This is a genomic window from Arthrobacter alpinus, from assembly GCF_900105965.1.
In the GTDB taxonomy this organism is placed as follows: Bacteria; Actinomycetota; Actinomycetes; order Actinomycetales; family Micrococcaceae; genus Specibacter; species Specibacter alpinus.
Window position 1 is genome coordinate 4,130,178 of record NZ_FNTV01000001.1, and the last position, 20,366, is coordinate 4,150,543.

The window sequence follows — 20,366 nt, forward strand, 5'->3', positions numbered from 1 at the left end:
TCCCCTGTGGTGTCCCAGTTCAGTTACGGTTCCGGGCACTTCGTGGAACGTGTGGGTGGGCGTTTGGAAGGCCGCGGTTCGGTTACGGCCTGGTTCAGGCCGAGGAATCCACCAAGGACAAAGAGCACCGCTGTGAGCGCGCAAGATGCTGTCCCGATCCAGTTGGCCGATACGCGCGTTCGCCGCCAAGCGAAAGTGCCGCCGTCGTCCATTGAAGCCCACGACGACGGCACTTACGTTCAGGCCGAGGCGAGACTAGCGCTGGGCTGACTCAAACGGCTCGGGAGCGGTGGCCGGAACTGACGAACCTTGTCCGAACTTTGTTGACTTGGCTGGCCACCACACACGGTCGCCGAGGTCGTAGCTAAGCGCCGGAACCAGCAAGGTTCGGACAATCACGGTGTCCAGCAGTACGCCAAACGCCACGATGAACGCCAACTGAGCCAAGAACAGCAACGGGATGATGCCAAGTGCTGCGAAGGTTGCCGCCAGCACCACGCCAGCCGAGGTGATGACCCCGCCCGTCTTTCCCAAGCCACGCAAAACCCCTGCATGCGTACCCAACAGCAGGGACTCCTCACGAACCCGAGTCATGAGGAAAATGTTGTAGTCCACGCCAAGGGCCACGAGGAAAACGAAGCCAAACAACGGAACCGTGGCGTCGGCCCCGGGGAAGCCAAACACGTGGTTGAACACCAATGCCGAGACGCCCATCGTGGCTACATAGGACAGCACCACGGTGACAATCAACAGCAGCGGGGCAACAATGGAGCGCAGCAGGACGATCAAGACCAGGAAAATGACCAGCAAAACCAGCGGCACAATCTTGAACAAGTCACTTTGTGCCGTGACATTGGTATCCAACGCGATTGCGGAAACCCCGCCCACCAGGACACTTGAATCGATGGCTGGCAATTGATTGCGGAGTTCAACAACCACCTGTTCGGCGGACTCGGAGTCAGCCTGGTCCTTGAGTGTGGCATTGATCAGCACGCGGCCGTCCTTGACCACGGGTTCGGCAGCAGGGTCCGGGCGGCCGCCTCCCTTGTAAACACTGGCCTCGGTAATGCCTTCGGTGCCTTCGACCGCGGCCAGAACCTGGTCTTGGCTCGCCTGGTCCGCAACGATGAGGACAGGGCTGCCGCTGCCTCCGTCAAAGTGTTCGGCAAGTGCGCGCTGGCCGTCGACCGCGTTGCTCTGGCCAAGAATGACCTCCGTTTGTGACACCCCGTTGGCCTGCAACTGGAGGATTCCTGAGCTTGCGGCGAGCAGGATCACTAGGGTGACTACCCAGGTCATGCGTGGTTTCCGGGCAATCAGCAGGCCGATGCGTCGCCAAATACCACCCACTCCGGCCAGGCCGCGTCCAATGTCGGCGGCCGTTTCCTCGGTCATGCCAGCCGTGTCGTCGGCATGGTGCTTGTGGTTGCGCCCGGATTCGACCTTGGGCATGAAGGGCCAGAAAGATCCCCGGCCAAAGGCGACGAGGAGAGCAGGTAGGCAGGTGAGCGCGGCAAGCAGGGAGAAGAGGATGCCGATGGCCGCAATCGGGCCGAGACTGCGGTTGGAATTCAAATCTGAGAACAAAAGGCAGAGCATGGCCAAGATGACCGTGGAACCCGAAGCCACGATGGGTTCCCACGCGCCACGATATGCCCGGCCCAGAGCGGCCCACTTGGAATCGACCTGATGCAAGGCTTCACGGAAACGCGCAACGAACAGCAAGGAGTAGTCGGTGGCGGCACCAATGACCAGGATGGAAAGTATGCCCTGGCTTTGCCCACTGAGCTTGATCCAGTCCCAACTGGCCATGTAGTAGACCACAAGAATAGAGGCGCATAGGGCAAACACCGAGGTAAACAGGACCAAAAGTGGCAACACCACAGAGCGGTAGACAATCAACAAGATAATGAAAACCGCCACTAGGGCTACTAGCAGCAGCACACCGTCGATCCCGCCAAAGGCGCTGACCAGATCGGCGGTGAGTCCAGCGGGGCCGGTCACGTAGACGCTCAAACCTGCCGGGGTGGAGGCCGCTAAGGTCTCCCGAAGTTCACCCACGACCTCCTTGATCTCACCTGTCGCAGCGATGGGGACCAGGAACTCCACGGCCTTGTTGTCCTCGGAGGGAATCGGGCCGGCAATGCTGGTCGTGGCTGGTGCCTCCGGTTCCTGTACGCCGCCAACCCCTCCCAGCTTCTTCGACAGGCCAGCGATTTCGCCCAACTGTTCCTGCGTCAGTGCTTCCTCGCTCGTTAGCAGCACCACGGCCGGGATTACGTTACTGTCCACGAACTTCAGCTGCCACTCACGTGCCACCGTGGATTCCGCACTGGCAGGCAGGAAGCTGGCTTGGTCGTTGGTGGAAACGTCGGAGATCTTGCCAAAGGTGGGTCCGCCAAGACCTGCCGCCATGAGCCAGACAATTATCAAGACCGCGGGAAGAGCTATTCGGAGCCAGCGTTTGGGAGACCAGTCGGTGTTCTTCATGCCTCCCATAATACTTCCACAGTAGAGAAGTTAGACAATCTAGATAAAATATTAACGGGATGTTCATTGGTAGAGGAAGATTGTAGCCATGAAGTCTCCACACCCCAATGCGCAACTTTTCGTAAGCATGCGCGAATTCACTCTTGAGTCTGACCGCTATGTCGATAAAGTCGCCTCCCTGCACGGCCTGCACCGGACTGATCTCAACGCCTTGGGTCTGTTGATCCGTCCCACCCGCCAAGGCAGCGGGATGACACCGGGACGTCTGGGAGATGCCCTGAATCTCAGCTCACCGGCAACCACCGCCCTCGTCGACAGGCTTGAGAGATCCGGCCACGTCACCCGTCACCGGAGCGAAAGTGACAGACGGCAGGTAGACCTTGCCATGACCGACACGGCACGCGGTGTGGGCCGTCAACTGTTTGCGCCGCTGGCGGCCGAGATGGGCGCTGCGCTTGCGAACTACACTCCCGCCGAACTGGCCCTGGTTCAGCGATTTCTTGACGAAATGACCACGGCTACGGCCGTGGCCGCGGCCCATCTTAAAGGGCCAGAGGATGTGAACGAGGCCGGATAGCCGCGCGCGACGCGGCCATGAGGAATCAGGGAACAAGCGAAGATGTGGGTAGGGTGGGTGACAAAACTACGTCAGGGAGCCTATGTTTCGCCGTGTCACAGTTCTTTTGCTTGCCTTCAGCCTGGTTCTCGGCGGTGCTGCCTGCTCGGCTCCTGATGATGGAACCTCAACCGCGGATGCGCTAGCTAAAGCGCTCTCATCCCACACTGTGGGAGATCTCAGTTTTGATACACCAGTGGCCGAGGTTCAAAAGGAACTGACCGAATTGGCAGAGGGCATCGACCCCGTATGGCCGGCCGTGACCGTGAGCGGAGTCGAGGTAACTGATGACACCGCCCGCGTGTCCTTGAACTATTCCTGGGCGCTTCCACATCTCGAGAAGCCGTGGACCTACGCTACAAGTGCCGACATGTTGCGCAAAGGCAATTCCTGGACCGTCACATGGTCTCCGACGATGATCCAACCCGAGCTCGCTGCCGGTGAACGCCTCGCTATCGACACCCAGTATGGGAAGCGCGCCAGCATCCTTTCGGCCAATGGCGAGGCCATCGTGAAAGATCTCCCCGTGAGAACCGTAGGCATCAACAAGGATGGCCTTACTCCCGAAGCGGCGAAAAGCTCTGCCGAGGCCCTGGCGACCCTGCTCGATGTTGATGTCGCCGCTTATCTAGCCAAGGTTGAGGCCTATGGTCCAGTGGCTTTTGTTGACGCACTCACCTTGCGGGAAGAAGCCTTTAAGGCGCTGGATCAGGAAAAGCTCAAGGCGATCAACGGCGTTCTGGCGACACCGGGAACCCTGCCGCTGGCCCCCTCCCGCACCTTCGCCGCGGCTCTCTTGGGCACAGTTCATGAGGCCACAGCCGAGGACATCGAAAAGTCCGAGGGCAAGGTGGTTTCGGGCCAGATTGTAGGATCTGGTGGACTCCAAGCGGCCTTCGACGCCCAGCTGGCGGGCACGCCCGGGGTCACCATCACCGCCGTCGCAGCTGCGCCGGCGAGTACCGGCACCGCTGCTCCCACGGACGACGCCGGAACCGAGGATGCCACGCCCAAGTCACCCGCCAAGGTACTCTTTTCCGGCGCACCCGTTGACGGCAAGGACGTGAAAACCACTCTTGTGCCCGGGCTGCAAAGCGCGGCCGAGGATGCACTGGGCAGTGTGAAGACGCCCAGCTCGATCGTGGTCATGCGTCCGTCCACGGGTGCCATTCTGGCCTCGGCCAACGGTCCGGACAGCAACGGCTACAACACCGCGTTCCTGGGTCAGTATGCGCCCGGGTCCACCTTCAAGATCGCCACCTCGCTTGGACTGTTCCGCTTGGGCATGAACCCGGCCTCCACCGTGAGCTGCACCGACCAGTACACGGCGGATGGAAAGAAGTTTCTTAATGCACCGGGCTACGCGGTCGAGGCAACGGGGGAGGTGCCGCTGACAACGGCCGTGGCACATTCCTGCAATACGGCCTTTGTGAGCCAATTTGAAAAGCTGGGCCAGGACAAGCTGGCGGAAGCGGCAGGTGCACTCGGCATCGGCATGACCAACGATCTTGGCCTGGATGCCTTTACCGGAGTGGTGCCACGCGATTCCGCCGGCACCGAGCACGCGGCCTCCATGATTGGCCAGGGCAAGATCCTTGTTTCACCGCTCGCAATGGCCTCCCTGATGTCAAGCGTGGTCAAGGGATCTGTGGTGGCTCCGGTCCTGATCGACGGGCGCGACGGAAAGGTCAAACCCGCCGAGGGTGCGGCGTTGACGGCCAAGGAAGCCGCGGACCTGCGTGTCCTCATGCGCGCCGTCGTTACGGACGGATACCTGGACAACTTGGCTGATCTGCCCGGTGCTGAGGCCATCGGCAAGACCGGTACCGCCGAATACGGCAATGACACCCCGCCACGCACACACTCGTGGGTCATTGCGGCCCAGGGCGACATTGCGGTGGCCGTATTCGTTGAAGACGGCGATCTGGGAGCCGTCACGGGCGGACCGTTGGCGAAGACCATGCTGGCCGCCGCTGCAGGCTAGGCACACCAGGCTAGTTCAAAAGGTCTAGCTCAAGTGCCTTTGCGATGGCTTCAGCGCGGGACCCGGCACGCAGCTTCTTGTAGATGCTGCGCAGCTGGGTCTTGACGGTGTTGTTGGACACGAAGAGGGCGCCGGCAATTTCGTCAATAGAGCTGTGGTGCACCAATTGCGCGAGCACCAACTTCTCCCGGGGTGAGAGCTCAGCCGGCAGGTGCATATTGCTCAAGGTTGCTGGAATTTTGGCGCTGAGCATCTGAACAATCTCCCAGTCACCCGAGGATTCGGCCAGCTCGAGCAAGGGCGCGCGGTCTTCTGCCGGTATGAGCATCAGGTGTGTATTGACTCCGGTGGCTTGGAAAACAATGAAGGCTTTGCGCAGGAGCTTGAGCGCGTTCGCGGGACTTTCCAATCGCAGCGAAGCGACCGCGCCCAGGATGTGAAGTGCTGCTCGTGTGCGTGGAGTGTTTCCTTGGGCCGCGACGGCGACCGAGTATTCGCTCACTGCAGCCGTAGCATTGCCCGTGAGTAAATGCAGCAACATGCGTGCAGGGGCAACATGGTGGTGGCCGTGGGGATATTCATTCAGGACGGCTGCCGCCTTGCGCGGTTGGCCTGCTGACAGCCACAAGATAGCGAGCATGTTGTGCATGGCCGCGGTGCCAAGGTTTTTCCCGATCCCCGAGTTTTGGGCGCCCAAGCTTCGTTCAGCCGGGGACAGCAAGGCGTCCAGGCGCTGGGCTTCGCGGCGGCCGTGGCCCAAGGCCAGCCGGGCCTGCATCATGGCGGCGGTGGTGAATGGCCAGAATTCTGTGCGGGCACAGAAATGCTCAGAACGAGCCAGCAGTTGTTCAGCCGCCTCATAGTCACTCCGGTCAATGAGCCACATCGCCTTGCCCGCTGTACCCAGGACGTTCAGATACGACGCATCGTGGTCGAGTGGCCAACCCGTGGGATCGGTCATCTCCAAAGCCTGCTGCGTCGCGGCGTTGGATCCCATGAAAGCGTGGATGCCGGCGGCAAAAGACAGGGAATAATTAATCGACGGCTGCGCGGCAGCTGCAGCAACGGCTGCGTTGATGACCGGAACGGATTCCTCCACCAAGCCCGCCTGGAAGAGACAAAATCCCAGGTGGCGCAGTGCTAGAACAAGGTAGCCATGCAGTGAATCACGCTCCTCGGCGGACATGAGTCCAGCGTTGAACAGGGCGGTTTGGGCCACCTCGGCCGCTTCTTGATAGCGCCCAATCTGGCGCAGGGCCACAGCACGCATGGTGTGCACCATGAACCTGTTCCGGGAATTCTCACCGAGACTTGGCTTAAGCAAGGAATCGGAGGCCGCCTCCAGCAGCGCATTGGCGGATTCAGCCATCAATGGATTGTTGGAGTACGCCAGCCCCAAGGAGAAAGCCAAGATGGGATTGTTCCGCAGCGCTTTGAGGGGAATGGTGCGGAGCAGATTTGCCAGCTGATCGCTCATGTAGCTCTCAGGGCTGGTGATGAACAAGGTTGTGATGATTTCGGTGGCCAGTTCATAATTCTTGCCATGGACGGCGAAGGTTAATGCGTCTTCATAATCCGAATTGCCGCGGAACCATTTTGCCGTGACCGAGTTAGCTCGCAGGAATTGCTTCGGGTGGGCTTGTTTGAATTCCGTGGCAAAAATAGTGCGAATAGATTCCACATAGGCGAACACCGGGCGGTTCGTGGCATAGGGATTCCAGCGGCCAAAACCTTTGAGCTCCAGCTCATCAATGAACGCCGCAACATCACCAATTTTGGATAACTTCTTGGCAAGTGCGGAATCAAAATAAGGCGCCACGGAAGTGACCTGAACAAACTTGAGCATGCCCGGGTTTGAAAATTGGTGTGTCAGATCCTCGGCTACCAATGAACGCCATTGAGTGCTGTGATCGGCGGGAATCTTCTCGAGCGAAGCCAGTGCCAGCACCATACCGCTAACGGCCAGCGGAAACCCTGCAGTTTCACGATAAATGCTGCCGGCCACCGAGGCTGGGGCTGTTGGTAGATGAGTGGCCACCAGAAGGCGGATGTCATCGATGGTGAAGGCCAAATCCGTGTGATGGAGCACAGCCACCCTCCCATGCATCCGATGGCGCGGCTCCGTCAACGTGGTGCTGCTGCAGGTGGAAATAATGAATTTGGTGAGGGAGTTGGCTGCGGCCCGTTCAAGGATGCTCCGATCCACAACAGGACCAAGACGCCCAACATTTTCATAGCCGTCGATGATGATGGTTGTCTCGGCGTCATCCACGGCGACCGTTTCCCAAAATGATGTGAGGGAAACAGGTTCCTCCGCAAGATTGATCCACTGGACTGGAGCATCAGCTGGCAGTTGGAGCGCCCACCCGCGCAGCAAAGTTGTTTTCCCGAAACCGGTAGGCGCCGTTATGACCGTGATATTGGGAATCCGGGCATCGAGCACAGGGAAAAGCCGGGTTCGCAAAACGCGTCCCGGCGCTGTGCAATCCACGCCTCTTACCACCATGCTCCAGGATTCAATTTGATTCATGCCGCAAGTTACCAGGCCGAAATTTTAGTCTAAACCGTTCATCGTGGAACTTCTTCATATTAGATGCCTGTTGGCTCTGGGAAGAAGACTTTTGCCGGGTTCGGGATTAGGGTTGGCGGGAAGCAATGGATGCGGATCAATGACGCTCCGCCAGAGGGTAAAGGCAGCACCATGAAAAGCTCCGAGGTCATCAACGCCAAGTTCTCCACGACGAAATTCCGGGAAGGTTATTCCATGCAGGAGGTGGACACCTTCCTCGACCAGATCCGCGGGTCCTTGAGCGCATGGGAGTCTGGCCAGCCTGGGGCCTTGACTGCGGCGGCCATCATGGAGGCAAGGTTTCCGCTGACGAAGTTCCGCTCCGGTTACGTCGAAGATCAAGTGGACGCCTTCCTTGATGAGGCGGCGGCCGCACTCAACACGTTCGAATCAGGAGAACCTCCCGCGTCGCGATAGTCATTCCGCTGTGACATCGCGGGTGCGGAAACTCCAGAAACCCAATATCGCAAGCACCGCGGCGATGACTGTCAGGACAACGAGGGGCGTCATCGTCAGGCTCTCGGCCGGGAGGCGCGGCACGGCGCCGAAGGGAGTTGCCTTGATTGCGGTCTGGGACAACGAGAACAACCCGCCAAACATGGCCACACCCATCGAAATTCCATAGACCGCCCACGACAAACTCACGCTTAGGCGCGGCAAGATGCCGTGCAAGCACAGCATTAGGCCCAGCATTACCAACACGGCCGGCCAGTATGCAAAGGAGGCCGCAGCCAACTGCCCTCCCGTTGCAGCACCGTTGGACGCAACACCTGTGAGGTACCCGCTCAGAAGCAGCATCACGGCAGAGCCGATGGCTGCCACGGCCACCTGGGCGGTGAGCCACCGCATTCGTGAGACAGCCCCGGCAAGCTGGGATTCGAGTCGTCCGCTGGCCTCCTCACTGCGTGCTCCGGCTAGACATTGCACGGCGAACGCTCCCGCAAGGAGGCCGTTGAACAAGATGAAAAGGCCTAGAACGCCGTCGAGCATGGTGGCGGAGCTGCCCACAAATGACTGGGCAAACGGGTTGGCCGGATCCAAAACACTGGTCATTGCTTGGGCTACGCCGCCAAAGAACAAGCCGGACACCATTGCGCCCAGAAGCCAGCCGATGAGGCTGCCGCGCTGCAACCTGAGGACAAGGCCAACCGGGTGGCCCAGAAAAGCAGACGCCCCCGCGGGTCCGCGACGTTCGGGCAGGAGCCCCATGCCAAGATCGCGGCGGCTCTCGATCCGCAGCGCAACAGCACAAGCAAGAACGGTCAATCCCACAATCGCAAGCACCGGCCACCATGTGTCCTGTCCGAAGGCCCGCATGTTTTGCGCCCAGCCGATGGGGGAGAACCAACTGAGCGGACTTGCCTGCATCCCGTTGGCCTGCAAATCGGCTCCCGCACGGATGAAGTAAAACAGGGCCATGATGGCCACGCCGAGGGAGTTGGCGCCCCTGCTCGTGGAACTGAGCTGTCCGCAGATGGCGGCAATGCCCATGAACATCAACCCGGTTCCTGCAATCGAGGCTCCCATCACGAGCGATCCCGCCACGGGAAGATTAGCCGCGAGGCACAGCAATGAGATCAGTGCCCCGGTCACCACGCTCAGTGCGCCAACCACCACGTAGTTTGCCACGCTGTAGGCGTGCCGACCAAGAGATGCGGATCGGAGCAATTCGGTGCGCCCGGCCTCCTCATCGGCCCGGCCATTGCGCGTCACCAGGAAAATCGAGGCAAAACCCAAGGCCACAGCCAGGGTCATCCAAATCTTAATGACCAGGATTCCGCCCAGCGATCCGGCGGCGTAGGGCAATCCAGTCATAGCTGCCACGGCGGGTGTGTTGGCTATCTGGGCATACTCGTCCCGTGCCGACTGCGTGGGGAACGCCTGCTGTTGGGAATCGTAGACAACAGGAATCATGATGGCCAAGATGGCCGCCCATAACAGCAGCCGGATCCAGTTGCGGCGCAGGATGAAACGGACACAGGCGGCAAATCCTGTCATGGTTGAGGTACTCATCGCGTGGCCGCAGTGGCTCTAGTTGCGCTGTAGTGGCGCAGAAACAAGTCCTCAAGGGACGGCGGGCTCGAGACCAGCGATCCGGGTGAATAGGCCGACAACGCCAGCATGACTGTGCCGAGTTCGCTCTCGCCAACCGTGAAGCTGGCTTTGGGTCCGTCAACAACCAGGTCATTGATGCCGGGCACCTGCGCCAACACGGACGCATCCCGGTCCAGGACAATGGACACGGTAGTGCGGCGCAGATGCCGGAGGTCATCGAGCCGTCCAGCCTCCACTGTCTTGCCGTCCCTGATGATCGTGACGGTATCGCAGAGTTTTTCAACCTCGGCAAAGATATGGCTGGACAGGAGAACGCTGCGGCCCTCTGCCTTGGTGTCGCGGATGCACGCGGTAAAGACCTGTTCCATCAAAGGATCCAGCCCCGAGGTTGGTTCATCCAAAATCAGCAGCTCGGCGTTGGAAGCCAGGCCGGCAACCAGCGCCACCTTTTGACGGTTCCCCTTGGAATAGCTGCGGGCCTTCTTGGTGGGGTCCAGCTCAAAGCGTTCCAGCAGATCATTTTTCTTGGCATTGTCCACGCCGCCGCGCAAGCGGGAGAGGATGTCAATGGCCTGCCCTCCCGTGAGGTTGGGCCATAGGCTGACCTCCCCGGGTACGTAGGCAATGCGCCGGTGAAGTTCGACGGCGTCCCGCCAAGGATCGCCGCCCAGCAGTCGGGCCGTCCCGCCGTCGGACCTTAACAGGCCCAGCAGGATGCGGATCGTTGTTGATTTCCCGGAACCGTTGGGGCCCAGGAATCCGGCTACTGTTCCCTGTTCCACGCTAAGATCCAGGCCGGACAAGGCCGTGGTGCGGCCAAATCGCTTCTGCAACCCGGAGACCTCGATGGCCAGAGGGCTGGTGTGGCCGGTGATGGCAGATGAAGAATGCGAGGACATAATTGTTCCTTACAGCGTGGAGGATGTGCCGGCGGTTCCCGCCGGCGGGTTTGCGGCCAGGAAAGCAAGATACTGGTCAAGGTAGGCGCGGCTGGTGAACAGGCCCTCCGTGTAGAGCTCCAGGGTGGGCAGCATGGCATCGGCATAGAACTGCGCCATAACGCCTTCGAAATCATCCAGATCCGTGTCCGGATGCATGGCGAGCCGGACCACAAAGGCGCCGATCGATTGGTGGACAAGGAACCGGACGCGGGCCTCCTCGTTACGACTTGGCACCACGATCCCGCGAGCTACGGCATCAAGGGAAAATTCCAGCGCCTCCGAGACCATGTGATCTATGAAGTCACGGCCGGCGGCCCCACCTTCCCTGATGCTGCGCAGGATGTACACCAGCAGCACGCCGCCCTCTTTCGAGGATGGAAACTGGGCAAATAGTGCGGACGGTTCGGCGTTCAGGCTCTGGGTCTTCAAGGTGCGGTATCGCTGGAGCACGGTGGCATCACATTCGGCGCGCAACGCTTCCTTGGAACCAAAATGGTGCCTCACGAGCCCGGCGGTTACACCGGCACGTGCGGCGATAGAGCGAAGAGATTCGTTGAATCCGTTCGCTGCGAAACACTCGATGGCGGCGTCCCGCAACCGGGCCTTCCCGGTCAAATCGTGCTGGGCTGTACCCATAGATAGCAGGCTACTCGTGTGTATAGCCTGGGGCAATGATCAATTTCTCCGGAATTGAACGGGCCGGGAGAGGATAGGCGTTGTTAGGCTGTCGGCATGGAAGAACTTGCACCTCTAGAGGATGCCTGCACCGTTGTGCTGTTGCGCGACGGCGATGCAGGGCTGGAAACCTTGATGCTCGAACGGCCTAAGAGCAGCAGGGCCTTTGGCGGCGCATGGGTGTTTCCCGGAGGGAAAGTGGACGCTGAAGATCGGGTTGCCGGAACCGGCGGTTCCACCAATGAACTGGCTGCGGCCGTGCGTGCCGGCCTGCGCGAAGTGGCGGAGGAAACTGGGCAGCAGCTGCGTGGTTCTGATCTCGTCTGGCTGTCGCAGTGGACGCCCCTGCAGAGCCTTCCTCGACGATTCAGGACGTGGTTCATGCTGGCAGCTGCGGTGTCAACAACCGTGGTGCTGAACCCCCATGAGCATTCACGCTACGCGTGGCTGACTCCCGCCGAAGCCCTTGCCCGCCATGGTCGCGGCGAGATCATGCTGGTTCCGCCGACCTGGGTCACACTGCATCACTTGGCCGGTCTGGACAACGTCTCCCAGGCGCTCGCGGATACGAAGGCCAACAAGCCTTTTGAATACGAAACCCACCTGCTCCCCTCTGACAGTGGAACTGCAGCTGAATCACCTTTACGCGGTGTCATGTGGCCCGGTGACGGCGCGTATCCATCACTTCAGCACACTGCGCCCGGTGCCCGTCACCGGTTGCTCACCGCGGCCCTGCCCTGGAGCTTCGAACACACAATTGGGTGACACCGAATGGAAGGAACCATCATGACGCCAAAGAAGCGTTGGAGTGAACTGAGCAAGGGCCGCCGCGGCGCCCTTATGGCGCTTGGGGCGGTACAGATTGCCCTGCAGGTGGCCGCCTTGCGGGACATCTCCCACAGAACCCCCGAACACATCAATGGCAGCAAACGGTGGTGGGTGGCGGCGTCGTTCCTTAACTTTGCCGGGCCCATCGCCTGGTTCCTGCGCGGGCGAAAGGACTAGCCCGCCCGTGTGGGCATTGAGATTCAGGCGAGTGCGTTGAGTGAGCGTTTCAGAGCAAACCCAATTCCGTGACAGCTTCGCGCTCCGAAACCAATTCCGCGACCGAGGCATCGATACGGGCGCGGGAAAAGTCGCTGAGCTCAAGATTGGGCACAATGGCATACTTGCCGCCCCTGGTGGTGACGGGGAAGGAACTCACCAAGCCCTCGGGTACTCCATAGGACCCGTCCGAGGGGACCGCCATGCTGGTCCACTCGCCGTCGGGCGTGCCCTGGATCCACAGGCGCATGTGTTCAATGGCGGCGTTGGCGGCCGACGCGGCGGAGGAACCGCCGCGCACCTCAATGATCTCGGCGCCCCGCTTGGCGACACGGGGAATGAATTCATCAGCAATCCATCCCTGTTCAACCAGGGTTGTTGCCGGGATGCCGTTAGCCGTTGCGTGGGTGATGTCCGGGTACTGGGAGGCCGAGTGGTTGCCCCAGATGGCCAGTTTGCTGATGCTGCTGACGGGTGAGCCGGTTTTGGCTGCCAGTTGCGCCACGGCCCGGTCATGATCAAGCCGGGTCATGGCGGTAAAGCGCGACGCCGGGATGTCAGGTGCGTGTGATGCCGCAATCAAGGCGTTGGTGTTGGCCGGGTTCCCCACCACAACAACTTTCAGGTCCTCTGCCGCACCGGCGTTAAGTGCCCTGCCTTGTACGGAGAAGATGCCACCATTGGCGCTGAGAAGATCGGCCCGCTCCATGCCAGGGCCCCGTGGACGGGCGCCCACAAGCAGTGCGACATTGGCGCCGTCGAACGCCTTGACTGGATCGTCAAAGACCTCCAGCCCGGCCACAAGGGGAAAGGCGCAATCCATCAATTCCAAGACGGTGCCCTCCGCAGCTTTGGCGGCCTGGGGGATTTCCAACAGGTTCAGTTTGACCGGCACGTCGGGGCCCAACATGGCGCCGGAGGCAATCCGGAAGAGCAATGCATAGCCGATCTGGCCGGCGGCCCCGGTGACCGTGACGGTGACGGGGGAAGGCGCATGTGCGTTCATGCAGCCAGTCTAGCCCCGGCGCATGGTCACGCGAGGACCCCAAGTAAAGTTGCTAAAGGCTGCCGGGGGAGCGCAGCCACCATCAGAAGGGGACCGGGTGTCGCAGGAGCAACTACACGAGAACGCATTGCCACAGCGCACATGGAGTGAGAGAGCCCGAGCTTTACCGGGACTTTTGGCCAAGGCACCATGGTGGGTATCGCTCGCTGTTGGAGTGCTCTGCACCTGGTTGGGGTTCACCATTGCCACCAAACCGCTTTCCTCCTTGGGCGCGTTGACGTTTTATATGGGTGCCAGCTTCATCATCTCCGGCATCTCGGATCTGGTGGAGAGCGAGAAGTTCGGCGCCGCGAGCATTCGCATGATGCTGGGTTGGGGCTGGATTGCCGCGGGCGTGGTGGTGCTTGCCTGGGTTGGTGGCACCATGGCCGTGCTGCCGGCTTTCATTGCCATCTCCCTCCTGGTCTCCGGCGTGATCCGCAGCGTCGGGGCCATCTTCGGCAAGGGTCGCCTGGCCGACGAACGCGTTGCCACCATGATCCTTGCGCTCGCAGACCTCGTCTTCGGGGTGGTGGCGCTGGCCTGGCCCGATGTGACGCTGCTGGTGGTGGCCGTCCTCTTTGGCGCCCGCACCCTGCTCTTTGGCCTGGGGCGGATCTTCAATTCCCTGGCAGCGCTCATCGCAGGTTTCCATGCACGACGGCGCCCGGGCGCCGCCCCCGCTGTGGGAACCACCAGGCCCGCGCCGTTCCGGCGCTGGATGCGGGTCATCGGTGCCGTGTTGTCGCTGGCATTGGCGGTGGCCGTCGCCGGACTGGGAGCGCAGGTGCGCAGCGGCGCGCCCCGGGTGGACGCGTTTTATGACGCCCCGGCCGCTGTTCCCGATGGGCCCGGCCACTTGCTCAAGAGCGAGCCCTTCACCACAGGTGTCCCGAAGAACGCCAGGGCGTGGCGGATTCTGTACACCACCACCCGTGACGATTCCACGCCCGCCGTGGCAAGCGCCGTCGTGCTTACCTCGCTGAAACCCGCCAGCGGGCCGCGGCCCGTGATCACGTGGGCGCACGGCACCACGGGTTATGCCGAGCCGTGTGCGCCGTCCAACCTGTCGGGATCCTTCGACTCGGGCGCCCTGCCGGCGCTTGATCACGTTGTTGAGAACGGGTGGGTGCTCGTCACCACCGACTACGCGGGCCTCGGCACCAAGGGGCCGCAGCCGTACTTGATCGGTCAGGGTGAGGCACGATCCGTGCTGGATTCCGTGCGGGCGGCTAAGGCGCTGGATACCGAGCAGGATGAGCTGACCATGGCTGAAGAAACTGTCGTGTGGGGCCATTCGCAGGGAGGACAGGCCGCACTGTGGACTGGCGGGCTGGCCGCCAGTTACGCTCCGGACGTCAAAATTAGTGGCGTGGCAGCCATGGCCCCCGCCAGCGACGCGATTGGACTGGTGAAAAACATGCCCAACATTGCCGGTGGAAGTGTGTTTGCCGCCTACGTTGCCGCGGCCTACGCCGACACGTATCCGGATGTCTCGTTCAACGATTACATTGCCCCGGCGGCCCGTACCTTTGTTCGCGAGATGTCCACGCGATGCCTTTCCGAACCCGGGGTGTTGGTGTCCCTGATCAATGCCCTCGCGATTGACAGAGACAAGACCATCTTCAGCAAGGACCCCACCACGGGCGCCATGGGTGAACGTTTGCGAGAGAACACCCCCGTGTTGCCCATTGGGTTCCCGTTGTTTGTAGCCCAGGGCGCGGCCGATACCTTGGTGGTCCCGTCCGTGCAGGATGCCTACGTTGCCGCACGATGCAGGGCCGGGCAGGAGCTGCTCTACAAGAAGTATGCGGGCAAGGACCACATGAGCGTTGTGGCGCCGGACTCGCCGCTCATCGCTGACCTGCTCAGCTGGACGCAAGAGCGGATCGAGGGCCTGCCAGCCACGGGGAACTGCGCGGATTTGCCGTAGCTCAGGACCAAAGCAGCGGTGGCGTTCTTGGTGCGGGCACACAAAAGCGCGCTGTCCGGCGTAAAAAACGAGGACAGCGCGCCTGGGTGAAAATGATCCACCGGAATTTTAGGTGGAGCGAAAAACCGTGGAGAGAAATTACAAGGTTACGGTGGCCAGATCGAAGTCCAGGCGGGGGAGCCGGTCGTGGGTGCTGGGGCCAGCCGGCTTGCCAAGGTTGATCACCATGAATGCGCTGTGGGAAGAGTCGGCATTGAATTCGGCGTCGACACCGGCGGGATTGAAGCCCGTCATGGGACCAACGGCCAAACCTGCGGCGCGGGCGGCCAGGATGAAGTAGCCGGCCTGCACGTGGGCGTTGTTCGAGCCGGACGTGGTGCGTGATTCAATGTTGGCCTCAAACATGGGCATCATCATGTCCGCCATGTGCGGTGCCGTGGTGGGCATGAGTGAATGCCATTCGGTGCTGAAGCTCAGTACCGCAACCATGGGAGCGGTCAAGGTCTTGGCCTTGTTGCCGTCCATCATGTGCTCAACCAAACGCTCGCGGGCTTCGGCTGAACGGATCCAGGTGATGCGTAGCGGCTGGCCGTTGAAGGCGGTGGGGCCCATCTTGGTCAGGGCGTAGATTGCCTGGAGGGTCTCGTCGGTGATTTCCTCATCCGACCAGGCGTTGGCTGTGCGTGCGTCCAGGAACAGCGCCGCCGTGGCCTCACTGTTCAGGGCGAGCTGGGAGTCAAAATCGATTTCGTTGGCGATGTCAATGCTCATGGGCCGGCTTCCTGTTGCTAAAGATTGTGTTCTCATAGATGCTCAGCGTTGGAAAGCTCCCGGTTGTTTCCCGTTTTGCCATGAGTTGCGTCACAGTGCCAAGATGGCGGCAGTGGTTAACGCAAAGGAGCGGTGCTACATGACAGCCTGGACCATCCGTGATTTTCATCCGCAAGACGTGGAGGGAATCCTCCATCTGTGGCAGTCGCTGCGCGAGAGCGCAGTGGAACCTGTCTATGACTTATCAGAGGTACTTGCCTCCTGCGAACAGGATCATGCCGTGGTGGCGGTGCAGGGGGACCGGGTCATTGGCGCTGCCGTTGGGCGCGCGGCACATGATCAGGGATGGATCGTCTTTCTCGCCACCCTGCCGGAATTTCGGGGCAATGGCATTGGCACCTTGCTGCTGGCAGCGGTTGAAAACCGGATGGCCGCTCACGGTTTGAACAAGCTCTCAGCGCTCATGCCGGAAACGGAAACCCGTGTGGAGGCTTTCACCAACCGAGGGTTCGTGGTGAAGAAGAATCTGCGCTATTTTGAGCGGCGCATCCCCGTACAGCGTGCCGAACTCGGTGCCTTGGAGGATTTGGGCGGGCGCATCCTGCCGCGTGACCTGTGGGACCGGGTGGCGGGCATGGCCGCCGAGAAGGAGCTACTGGAGCGGCGGCTTGTCTTGCCCCTGGCCGAGGCGGCCTTGGCGGAGGAATTCGGCGTGGTTCCGCCGCGCGCCGTGGTACTTTTTGGGCCGCCGGGAACAGGCAAGACCACCTTCGCAAAGGCCATTGCCTCGCGGCTGGAGTGGCCGTTCGTGGAAGTTTTCCCTTCTCGCCTGGCGGGGGAGCCCGGCGGATTGGCCGGAGCGCTGCGCCAGACCTTCCTGGAGATTGCGGAGCTGGAGCACGCCGTGGTGTTCATCGACGAGGTCGAGGAGATTGCCTCGCAGCGTTCGGGGGAGCCGCCCTCGCCCATGCAAGGGGTCACCAATGAGCTGCTGAAGATCATTCCAGCGTTCCGCGATCAACCGGGCAGGTTATTGGTGTGCGCCACGAACTTCATCCGGGCACTGGATTCGGCGTTCTTGCGCCACGGTCGCTTCGACTACGTGATTCCCATCGGCTTGCCGGACGATGAGGCCCGCACCGCGATGTGGAACCGATTCATTCCGGCCCAGGTTGTGGGGCGGATCGACGTCGCCGCACTAGTGGAGGCCAGCAGCGGATTCTCGCCCGCAGACATTGAGTTTGCCGCGCGCAGCGCGTCCCAGCGGGCGCTCGAAAAGGCCATGTTCGACGCCGTTGCACCCGAGACCGGTGTGCCCGGTACACAGCGTGGTCCCGTCACGGCCGATTACCTGGAGACGATAGCCGAGACGAAGGCAACCGTCAGCGATGCCGTGGCCGCCGACTTCCTTGAAGACATCGCAGCCCTGGCAAGGACCTAGCCGGCCTCGCTGAGGTCAGCTAGAGCCACGTCTTCTTCTTGAAAATGATGTACATGCCAAGACCAACCAGGAACATCAGGGCCAGGGCAAAGGGGTACCCGAACGCCCAATGAAGCTCGGGCATGTGATCAAAATTCATTCCATAGATTGAACCCACAAAGGACGGTGCAAACAAGATCGCCGCCCAGGAGGAGATTTTCTTCATCTGCTGGTTCTCCGCTGCGCTGGCAGCGTTTTGCCGGTTCGTTGTCAGGGTTCCATCAACCGTCAGCGCATTTTGTAGCAGCTGGCGGAAGGAGTCTGCCCTGGCTGTCACGGATTCCACGTGGTCTTCCACATCGCGCAGGTACCTTTGGAGTTCAACATTGACCTGGTATTTGGCGAAACCTGCCTTGAGCCGCTCAAGCATGTCCCGCAACGGGTGGATGGCCCGCTGGAACTGAATGACCTCGCGGGAGAGCTGGTAGATGCGGCGGGAGACGTTGGGATCTCCGGCAAAGAGCTGGTCCTCGATCTCGTCGATGTCATTTTCCAGACCGTTCACCACGGGCTGGTAGTCATCGACCACCTGGTCCACGATGGCGTAGAGCACCGCTTCAGGCCCCATGGCCAGCAGCGTTGGATCCGCCTCGAGCCGTGTTCGGGTGGAAGCCAAGCCCGGCGTTTCAGCGTGGCGGATGGTGACTACAAAGTCCTTGCCGGTAAAGATGTGAAGTTCGCCGAACTCCACCGTCTCATCCGCATCGATGTATCGGGCGGGCCGAAGCACTGTGAAGAGAACGTCGTCATACCTCTCCAGCTTGGGTCGTTGGTGGGCCATGATGGTGTCCTCAACGGCCAGTTCGTGAAGTGAAAACTCCGCGGCCAGTGACTTCATCTCGGCAGCATCGGGGCGGAACATGCCAATCCAGGCCATCCCGCCACAGGAATCCATGACCTCGTAGGTCTGCTCCAGGCTGTGCGGATTGGCGAAGCGCGAGCCGTCCACGTACACGGCATTATCAATGATGGTCACCTGCCCATTATGGGTGTGCCGGGACCAAAAGCGTGCGCGCCGCTACGGAGTTGCGTCGGTGGACTCGCTTAGTCCAGCGGGCCGGTGTGTCCTGGAATGTGCTTAAACACCAGGGTGGTTTCGGTGTGGCCCACCACGGGATCGGTGGTCAGGTTGTCCAAAACCCAATCACGCAGCGCGTCGGTGTCGCGGACGGCAATGTGCAGCAGGTAGTCAACGGAGCCTGAAGTGTGAAAGGTGGAGAGTACCTCGGGCAGCAGGGGGACGCGCGCGGTAAAAGTATCGATCTGGTCCCGATCGTGGGCGCGCAGACGAACAGCAATGAGCGCCTGGACTGCCCGGCCAATCGAGGCCAGGTTGAGCTTTGCCTCAAAGCCTTCGATGGCGCCGCGTTCCATGAGTGCACGAGTGCGCATCAGTGCGGTGGACGGGGCAATCCCCACTGCGTCGGCGAGATCCCTGTTGGTGATCCGGGCATCTGAGACCAGGGTGTCAATGATCTGACGGTCCACGGCATCCAGCGCCTCGGGTGCTTGATTCCCCTGAGGTTGTTCCCGCCGAACGTTCTTCGCCGTTGCTGCCATTGGATCCTCCGAGAATCGTGATGCCGTCGTCACTACCTGCCCCAAATGGCAGCCGATAGTTCGCCATACTAGCAAATTTCCGAATATCCGAACAATGTCCGATCAATATCTGAGCGGTCTGGACCGTTTCTTGGTGCCTCGGGGCGGACGCGGCCAGGCTGGGGCCTAGGAAAGGCCCTTTAGAAATCCCTCAACCACAGCTGCGGCAGGGCCGCTCTTGGCGGACTTCCATCCGGTCCCGGCCCACAGGTTCAGGGCCCGTGGATCGTTTGCAGCAGAAGCCGCGGCCCGGAGCGGAGCCGTCAGGAAATGTACCTCCGGGTAGGCCTCGGGAGCTGAGCCTGAATGGTCCCGGACAAAATCATTGACGAGTGCCCGGGCCAGCTTCCCCGTGAACGCCCGCGTCATGACTGTGGCCGTATAGGCGGGATCGGCCAGCGCGTCCTTGTGGAGTGTGCGCGCGCCGCTCTCGTCAGTGCGGAGCAGGGCTGTGCCAAGAGCGGCGGCCTCGGCCCCAGCCGCCAGGACTGCCTTCACGTCCTCGGCTCCGGCAATCCCGCCAGCGCCCACAATTGGAAGCTTCACGGCATCTCGAACGGCAGAAATCAGTTCTGGCAAGGTAGCTGAGGAGTTCGTCGGCCCCGAAAGGAACGCGGCGGTATGGCCACCGGCGTTGGCGTGCTGCACCAGGAGAGCGTCGACGCCTGTCTCGACTGCGGCCAGGGCTTCGGCAACGCTGGTCACCGACGCCATGACTCGCGTGCCCACCTTCTGGAGTCGGGCCACCACCGGGGCTGGTGCCAGGCCAAAGGTGAAGCTGACCATGGAGACCGGATCAGCCAGCAGGAGATCGACCTTCTCGGCCCAAAAATCCTGCACCTTCGGATCGTCCTCCGCCAGGACCGTGCCGGGCACTTCGGTGCCGTAGCGGCGGGCAGTGGCCAATAGTTGAGTCCGGTAGGTGGCCAGGGCCGCGGACTCGTCGGCACCAAGAGGGAAAGGCCTTGGCACAAAGAGGTTCACGCCGAAGTCCATGCCAGCCGCGCGCAACGGGGCAATATGGGTGGCAAGTTGTTCTGCGGTCCTGTAACCACCGGCGGCGAAGGGGAATGCACCGGCGCCATGCGTGGCCAAGGCGAGTTCCGGCGTGGTGGTTCCGCCTGCCATGGGTGCGGCGATCAAAGGTGTGACGAACATGGCATT

18 protein-coding genes are annotated in these 20,366 nt (G+C 61.2%); 8 read left to right on the top strand and 10 right to left on the bottom strand.

The features are described 5' to 3' along the window. The first annotated feature begins 132 nt into the window (after positions 1 to 132). Entirely contained in the window at positions 133 to 270 is a 138-nt protein-coding gene (locus tag BLV41_RS22170) for a hypothetical protein (RefSeq protein ID WP_170835501.1), read from the top strand. Here BLV41_RS22170 and BLV41_RS18895 read toward each other — a convergent pair. Then, on the bottom strand, positions 256 to 2,490 hold the full coding sequence (locus tag BLV41_RS18895) for an MMPL family transporter (protein WP_083361000.1): 2,235 nt from the start codon (positions 2,488 to 2,490) through the stop codon (positions 256 to 258). The genes BLV41_RS22170 and BLV41_RS18895 overlap by 15 nt on opposite strands. A gap of 88 nt (positions 2,491 to 2,578) precedes the next feature. Here BLV41_RS18895 and BLV41_RS18900 point away from each other — a divergent pair, with 88 nt between their 5' ends. After that, positions 2,579 to 3,067, top strand: a complete 489-nt coding sequence (locus BLV41_RS18900) for a MarR family winged helix-turn-helix transcriptional regulator (protein WP_044578285.1) — start codon at positions 2,579 to 2,581, stop codon at positions 3,065 to 3,067. Between the two features lie 82 nt (positions 3,068 to 3,149). Continuing rightward, on the top strand, positions 3,150 to 5,090 hold the full coding sequence (locus BLV41_RS18905) for a penicillin-binding transpeptidase domain-containing protein (protein WP_074712931.1): 1,941 nt from the start codon (positions 3,150 to 3,152) through the stop codon (positions 5,088 to 5,090). 10 nt (positions 5,091 to 5,100) lie between these two features. On the opposite strand, the gene BLV41_RS22625 is transcribed toward BLV41_RS18905, so the two are convergent. Next, positions 5,101 to 7,620, bottom strand: coding sequence for a LuxR C-terminal-related transcriptional regulator (locus BLV41_RS22625; RefSeq protein ID WP_083360872.1), 2,520 nt, complete (start codon positions 7,618 to 7,620; stop codon positions 5,101 to 5,103). Positions 7,621 to 7,791: 171 nt separating this feature from the next. Here BLV41_RS22625 and BLV41_RS18915 point away from each other — a divergent pair, with 171 nt between their 5' ends. Next, positions 7,792 to 8,076, top strand: coding sequence for a DivIVA domain-containing protein (locus BLV41_RS18915; RefSeq protein WP_162265791.1), 285 nt, complete (start codon positions 7,792 to 7,794; stop codon positions 8,074 to 8,076). Here BLV41_RS18915 and BLV41_RS18920 read toward each other — a convergent pair whose 3' ends face one another. From BLV41_RS18920 to BLV41_RS18930, 3 genes are read right to left on the bottom strand one after another with little or no spacing between them, the layout of a single operon-like run. Beyond that, the gene (locus BLV41_RS18920; protein ID WP_139244395.1) at positions 8,077 to 9,672 is read right to left on the bottom strand and encodes an ABC transporter permease; all 1,596 of its coding nucleotides are present in this window, start codon (positions 9,670 to 9,672) and stop codon (positions 8,077 to 8,079) included. Next, entirely contained in the window at positions 9,669 to 10,613 is a 945-nt protein-coding gene (locus BLV41_RS18925; RefSeq protein WP_044578272.1) for an ABC transporter ATP-binding protein, read from the bottom strand. Before BLV41_RS18925 ends, BLV41_RS18920 begins: the two co-directional genes overlap by 4 nt. A 9-nt stretch (positions 10,614 to 10,622) precedes the next feature. After that, positions 10,623 to 11,291, bottom strand: coding sequence for a TetR/AcrR family transcriptional regulator (locus BLV41_RS18930; protein ID WP_044578270.1), 669 nt, complete (start codon positions 11,289 to 11,291; stop codon positions 10,623 to 10,625). Positions 11,292 to 11,387: 96 nt separating this feature from the next. Here BLV41_RS18930 and BLV41_RS18935 point away from each other — a divergent pair, with 96 nt between their 5' ends. Together BLV41_RS18935 and BLV41_RS18940 are read left to right on the top strand one after the other, a co-directional pair. Continuing rightward, positions 11,388 to 12,095 carry an NUDIX hydrolase gene (locus tag BLV41_RS18935; protein ID WP_074712934.1) on the top strand — a complete coding sequence of 236 codons (708 nt, stop codon included), beginning with the start codon at positions 11,388 to 11,390 and terminating at the stop codon, positions 12,093 to 12,095. Positions 12,096 to 12,116: 21 nt separating this feature from the next. After that, positions 12,117 to 12,335, top strand: a complete 219-nt coding sequence (locus BLV41_RS18940; protein ID WP_044578428.1) for a hypothetical protein — start codon at positions 12,117 to 12,119, stop codon at positions 12,333 to 12,335. A gap of 49 nt (positions 12,336 to 12,384) precedes the next feature. Here the strand turns inward: BLV41_RS18940 and BLV41_RS18945 are convergent, their stop codons facing one another. Then, positions 12,385 to 13,380 carry a malate dehydrogenase gene (locus BLV41_RS18945; RefSeq protein ID WP_074712935.1) on the bottom strand — a complete coding sequence of 332 codons (996 nt, stop codon included), beginning with the start codon at positions 13,378 to 13,380 and terminating at the stop codon, positions 12,385 to 12,387. 175 nt (positions 13,381 to 13,555) lie between these two features. Between BLV41_RS18945 and BLV41_RS18950 the strand changes: the two genes are divergently transcribed. Then, positions 13,556 to 15,352 carry a lipase family protein gene (locus BLV41_RS18950; RefSeq protein ID WP_211481641.1) on the top strand — a complete coding sequence of 599 codons (1,797 nt, stop codon included), beginning with the start codon at positions 13,556 to 13,558 and terminating at the stop codon, positions 15,350 to 15,352. A gap of 138 nt (positions 15,353 to 15,490) precedes the next feature. On the opposite strand, the gene BLV41_RS18955 is transcribed toward BLV41_RS18950, so the two are convergent. Continuing rightward, positions 15,491 to 16,123: a malonic semialdehyde reductase gene (locus BLV41_RS18955; protein WP_074712936.1), complete on the bottom strand. Its 633-nt coding sequence runs from the start codon at positions 16,121 to 16,123 to the stop codon at positions 15,491 to 15,493. A 139-nt stretch (positions 16,124 to 16,262) separates the two neighbouring features. Between BLV41_RS18955 and BLV41_RS18960 the strand changes: the two genes are divergently transcribed. Then, positions 16,263 to 17,564, top strand: coding sequence for an ATP-binding protein (locus BLV41_RS18960; RefSeq protein WP_074712937.1), 1,302 nt, complete (start codon positions 16,263 to 16,265; stop codon positions 17,562 to 17,564). Positions 17,565 to 17,583: 19 nt separating this feature from the next. Here BLV41_RS18960 and corA read toward each other — a convergent pair whose 3' ends face one another. The 3 genes from corA to BLV41_RS18975 all read right to left on the bottom strand — a co-directional run bounded on the left by corA (position 17,584) and on the right by BLV41_RS18975 (position 20,360). Further along, positions 17,584 to 18,579 (bottom strand): magnesium/cobalt transporter CorA, encoded by a 996-nt coding sequence (corA, locus tag BLV41_RS18965; protein WP_044578255.1) that lies wholly within the window; start codon positions 18,577 to 18,579, stop codon positions 17,584 to 17,586. 68 nt (positions 18,580 to 18,647) lie between these two features. Further along, positions 18,648 to 19,163, bottom strand: coding sequence for an Lrp/AsnC family transcriptional regulator (locus BLV41_RS18970; protein WP_074712938.1), 516 nt, complete (start codon positions 19,161 to 19,163; stop codon positions 18,648 to 18,650). A gap of 165 nt (positions 19,164 to 19,328) precedes the next feature. Then, complete coding sequence (locus tag BLV41_RS18975) at positions 19,329 to 20,360, bottom strand: nitronate monooxygenase (RefSeq protein ID WP_074712939.1); 1,032 nt, start codon at positions 20,358 to 20,360, stop codon at positions 19,329 to 19,331. Positions 20,361 to 20,366 lie beyond the last annotated feature (6 nt).

Bases quoted from the DNA above. Each gene is read 5' to 3' on its own strand.
- BLV41_RS18920 (WP_139244395.1), bottom strand. From the start codon at position 9,672: ATGAGTACCTCAACCATGACAGGATTTGCCGCCTGTGTCCGTTTCATC.
- BLV41_RS18975 (WP_074712939.1), bottom strand. From the start codon at position 20,360: ATGTTCGTCACACCTTTGATCGCCGCACCCATGGCAGGCGGAACCACC.
- BLV41_RS18970 (WP_074712938.1), bottom strand. From the start codon at position 19,163: ATGGCAGCAACGGCGAAGAACGTTCGGCGGGAACAACCTCAGGGGAAT.
- BLV41_RS18940 (WP_044578428.1), top strand. From the start codon at position 12,117: ATGACGCCAAAGAAGCGTTGGAGTGAACTGAGCAAGGGCCGCCGCGGC.
- BLV41_RS18955 (WP_074712936.1), bottom strand. From the start codon at position 16,123: ATGAGCATTGACATCGCCAACGAAATCGATTTTGACTCCCAGCTCGCC.
- BLV41_RS18925 (WP_044578272.1), bottom strand. From the start codon at position 10,613: ATGTCCTCGCATTCTTCATCTGCCATCACCGGCCACACCAGCCCTCTG.
- BLV41_RS18915 (WP_162265791.1), top strand. From the start codon at position 7,792: ATGAAAAGCTCCGAGGTCATCAACGCCAAGTTCTCCACGACGAAATTC.
- BLV41_RS18900 (WP_044578285.1), top strand. From the start codon at position 2,579: ATGAAGTCTCCACACCCCAATGCGCAACTTTTCGTAAGCATGCGCGAA.
- BLV41_RS18935 (WP_074712934.1), top strand. From the start codon at position 11,388: ATGGAAGAACTTGCACCTCTAGAGGATGCCTGCACCGTTGTGCTGTTG.
- BLV41_RS18905 (WP_074712931.1), top strand. From the start codon at position 3,150: ATGTTTCGCCGTGTCACAGTTCTTTTGCTTGCCTTCAGCCTGGTTCTC.
- BLV41_RS18930 (WP_044578270.1), bottom strand. From the start codon at position 11,291: ATGGGTACAGCCCAGCACGATTTGACCGGGAAGGCCCGGTTGCGGGAC.
- BLV41_RS18895 (WP_083361000.1), bottom strand. From the start codon at position 2,490: ATGAAGAACACCGACTGGTCTCCCAAACGCTGGCTCCGAATAGCTCTT.
- BLV41_RS18945 (WP_074712935.1), bottom strand. From the start codon at position 13,380: ATGAACGCACATGCGCCTTCCCCCGTCACCGTCACGGTCACCGGGGCC.
- BLV41_RS22625 (WP_083360872.1), bottom strand. From the start codon at position 7,620: ATGAATCAAATTGAATCCTGGAGCATGGTGGTAAGAGGCGTGGATTGC.
- BLV41_RS18960 (WP_074712937.1), top strand. From the start codon at position 16,263: ATGACAGCCTGGACCATCCGTGATTTTCATCCGCAAGACGTGGAGGGA.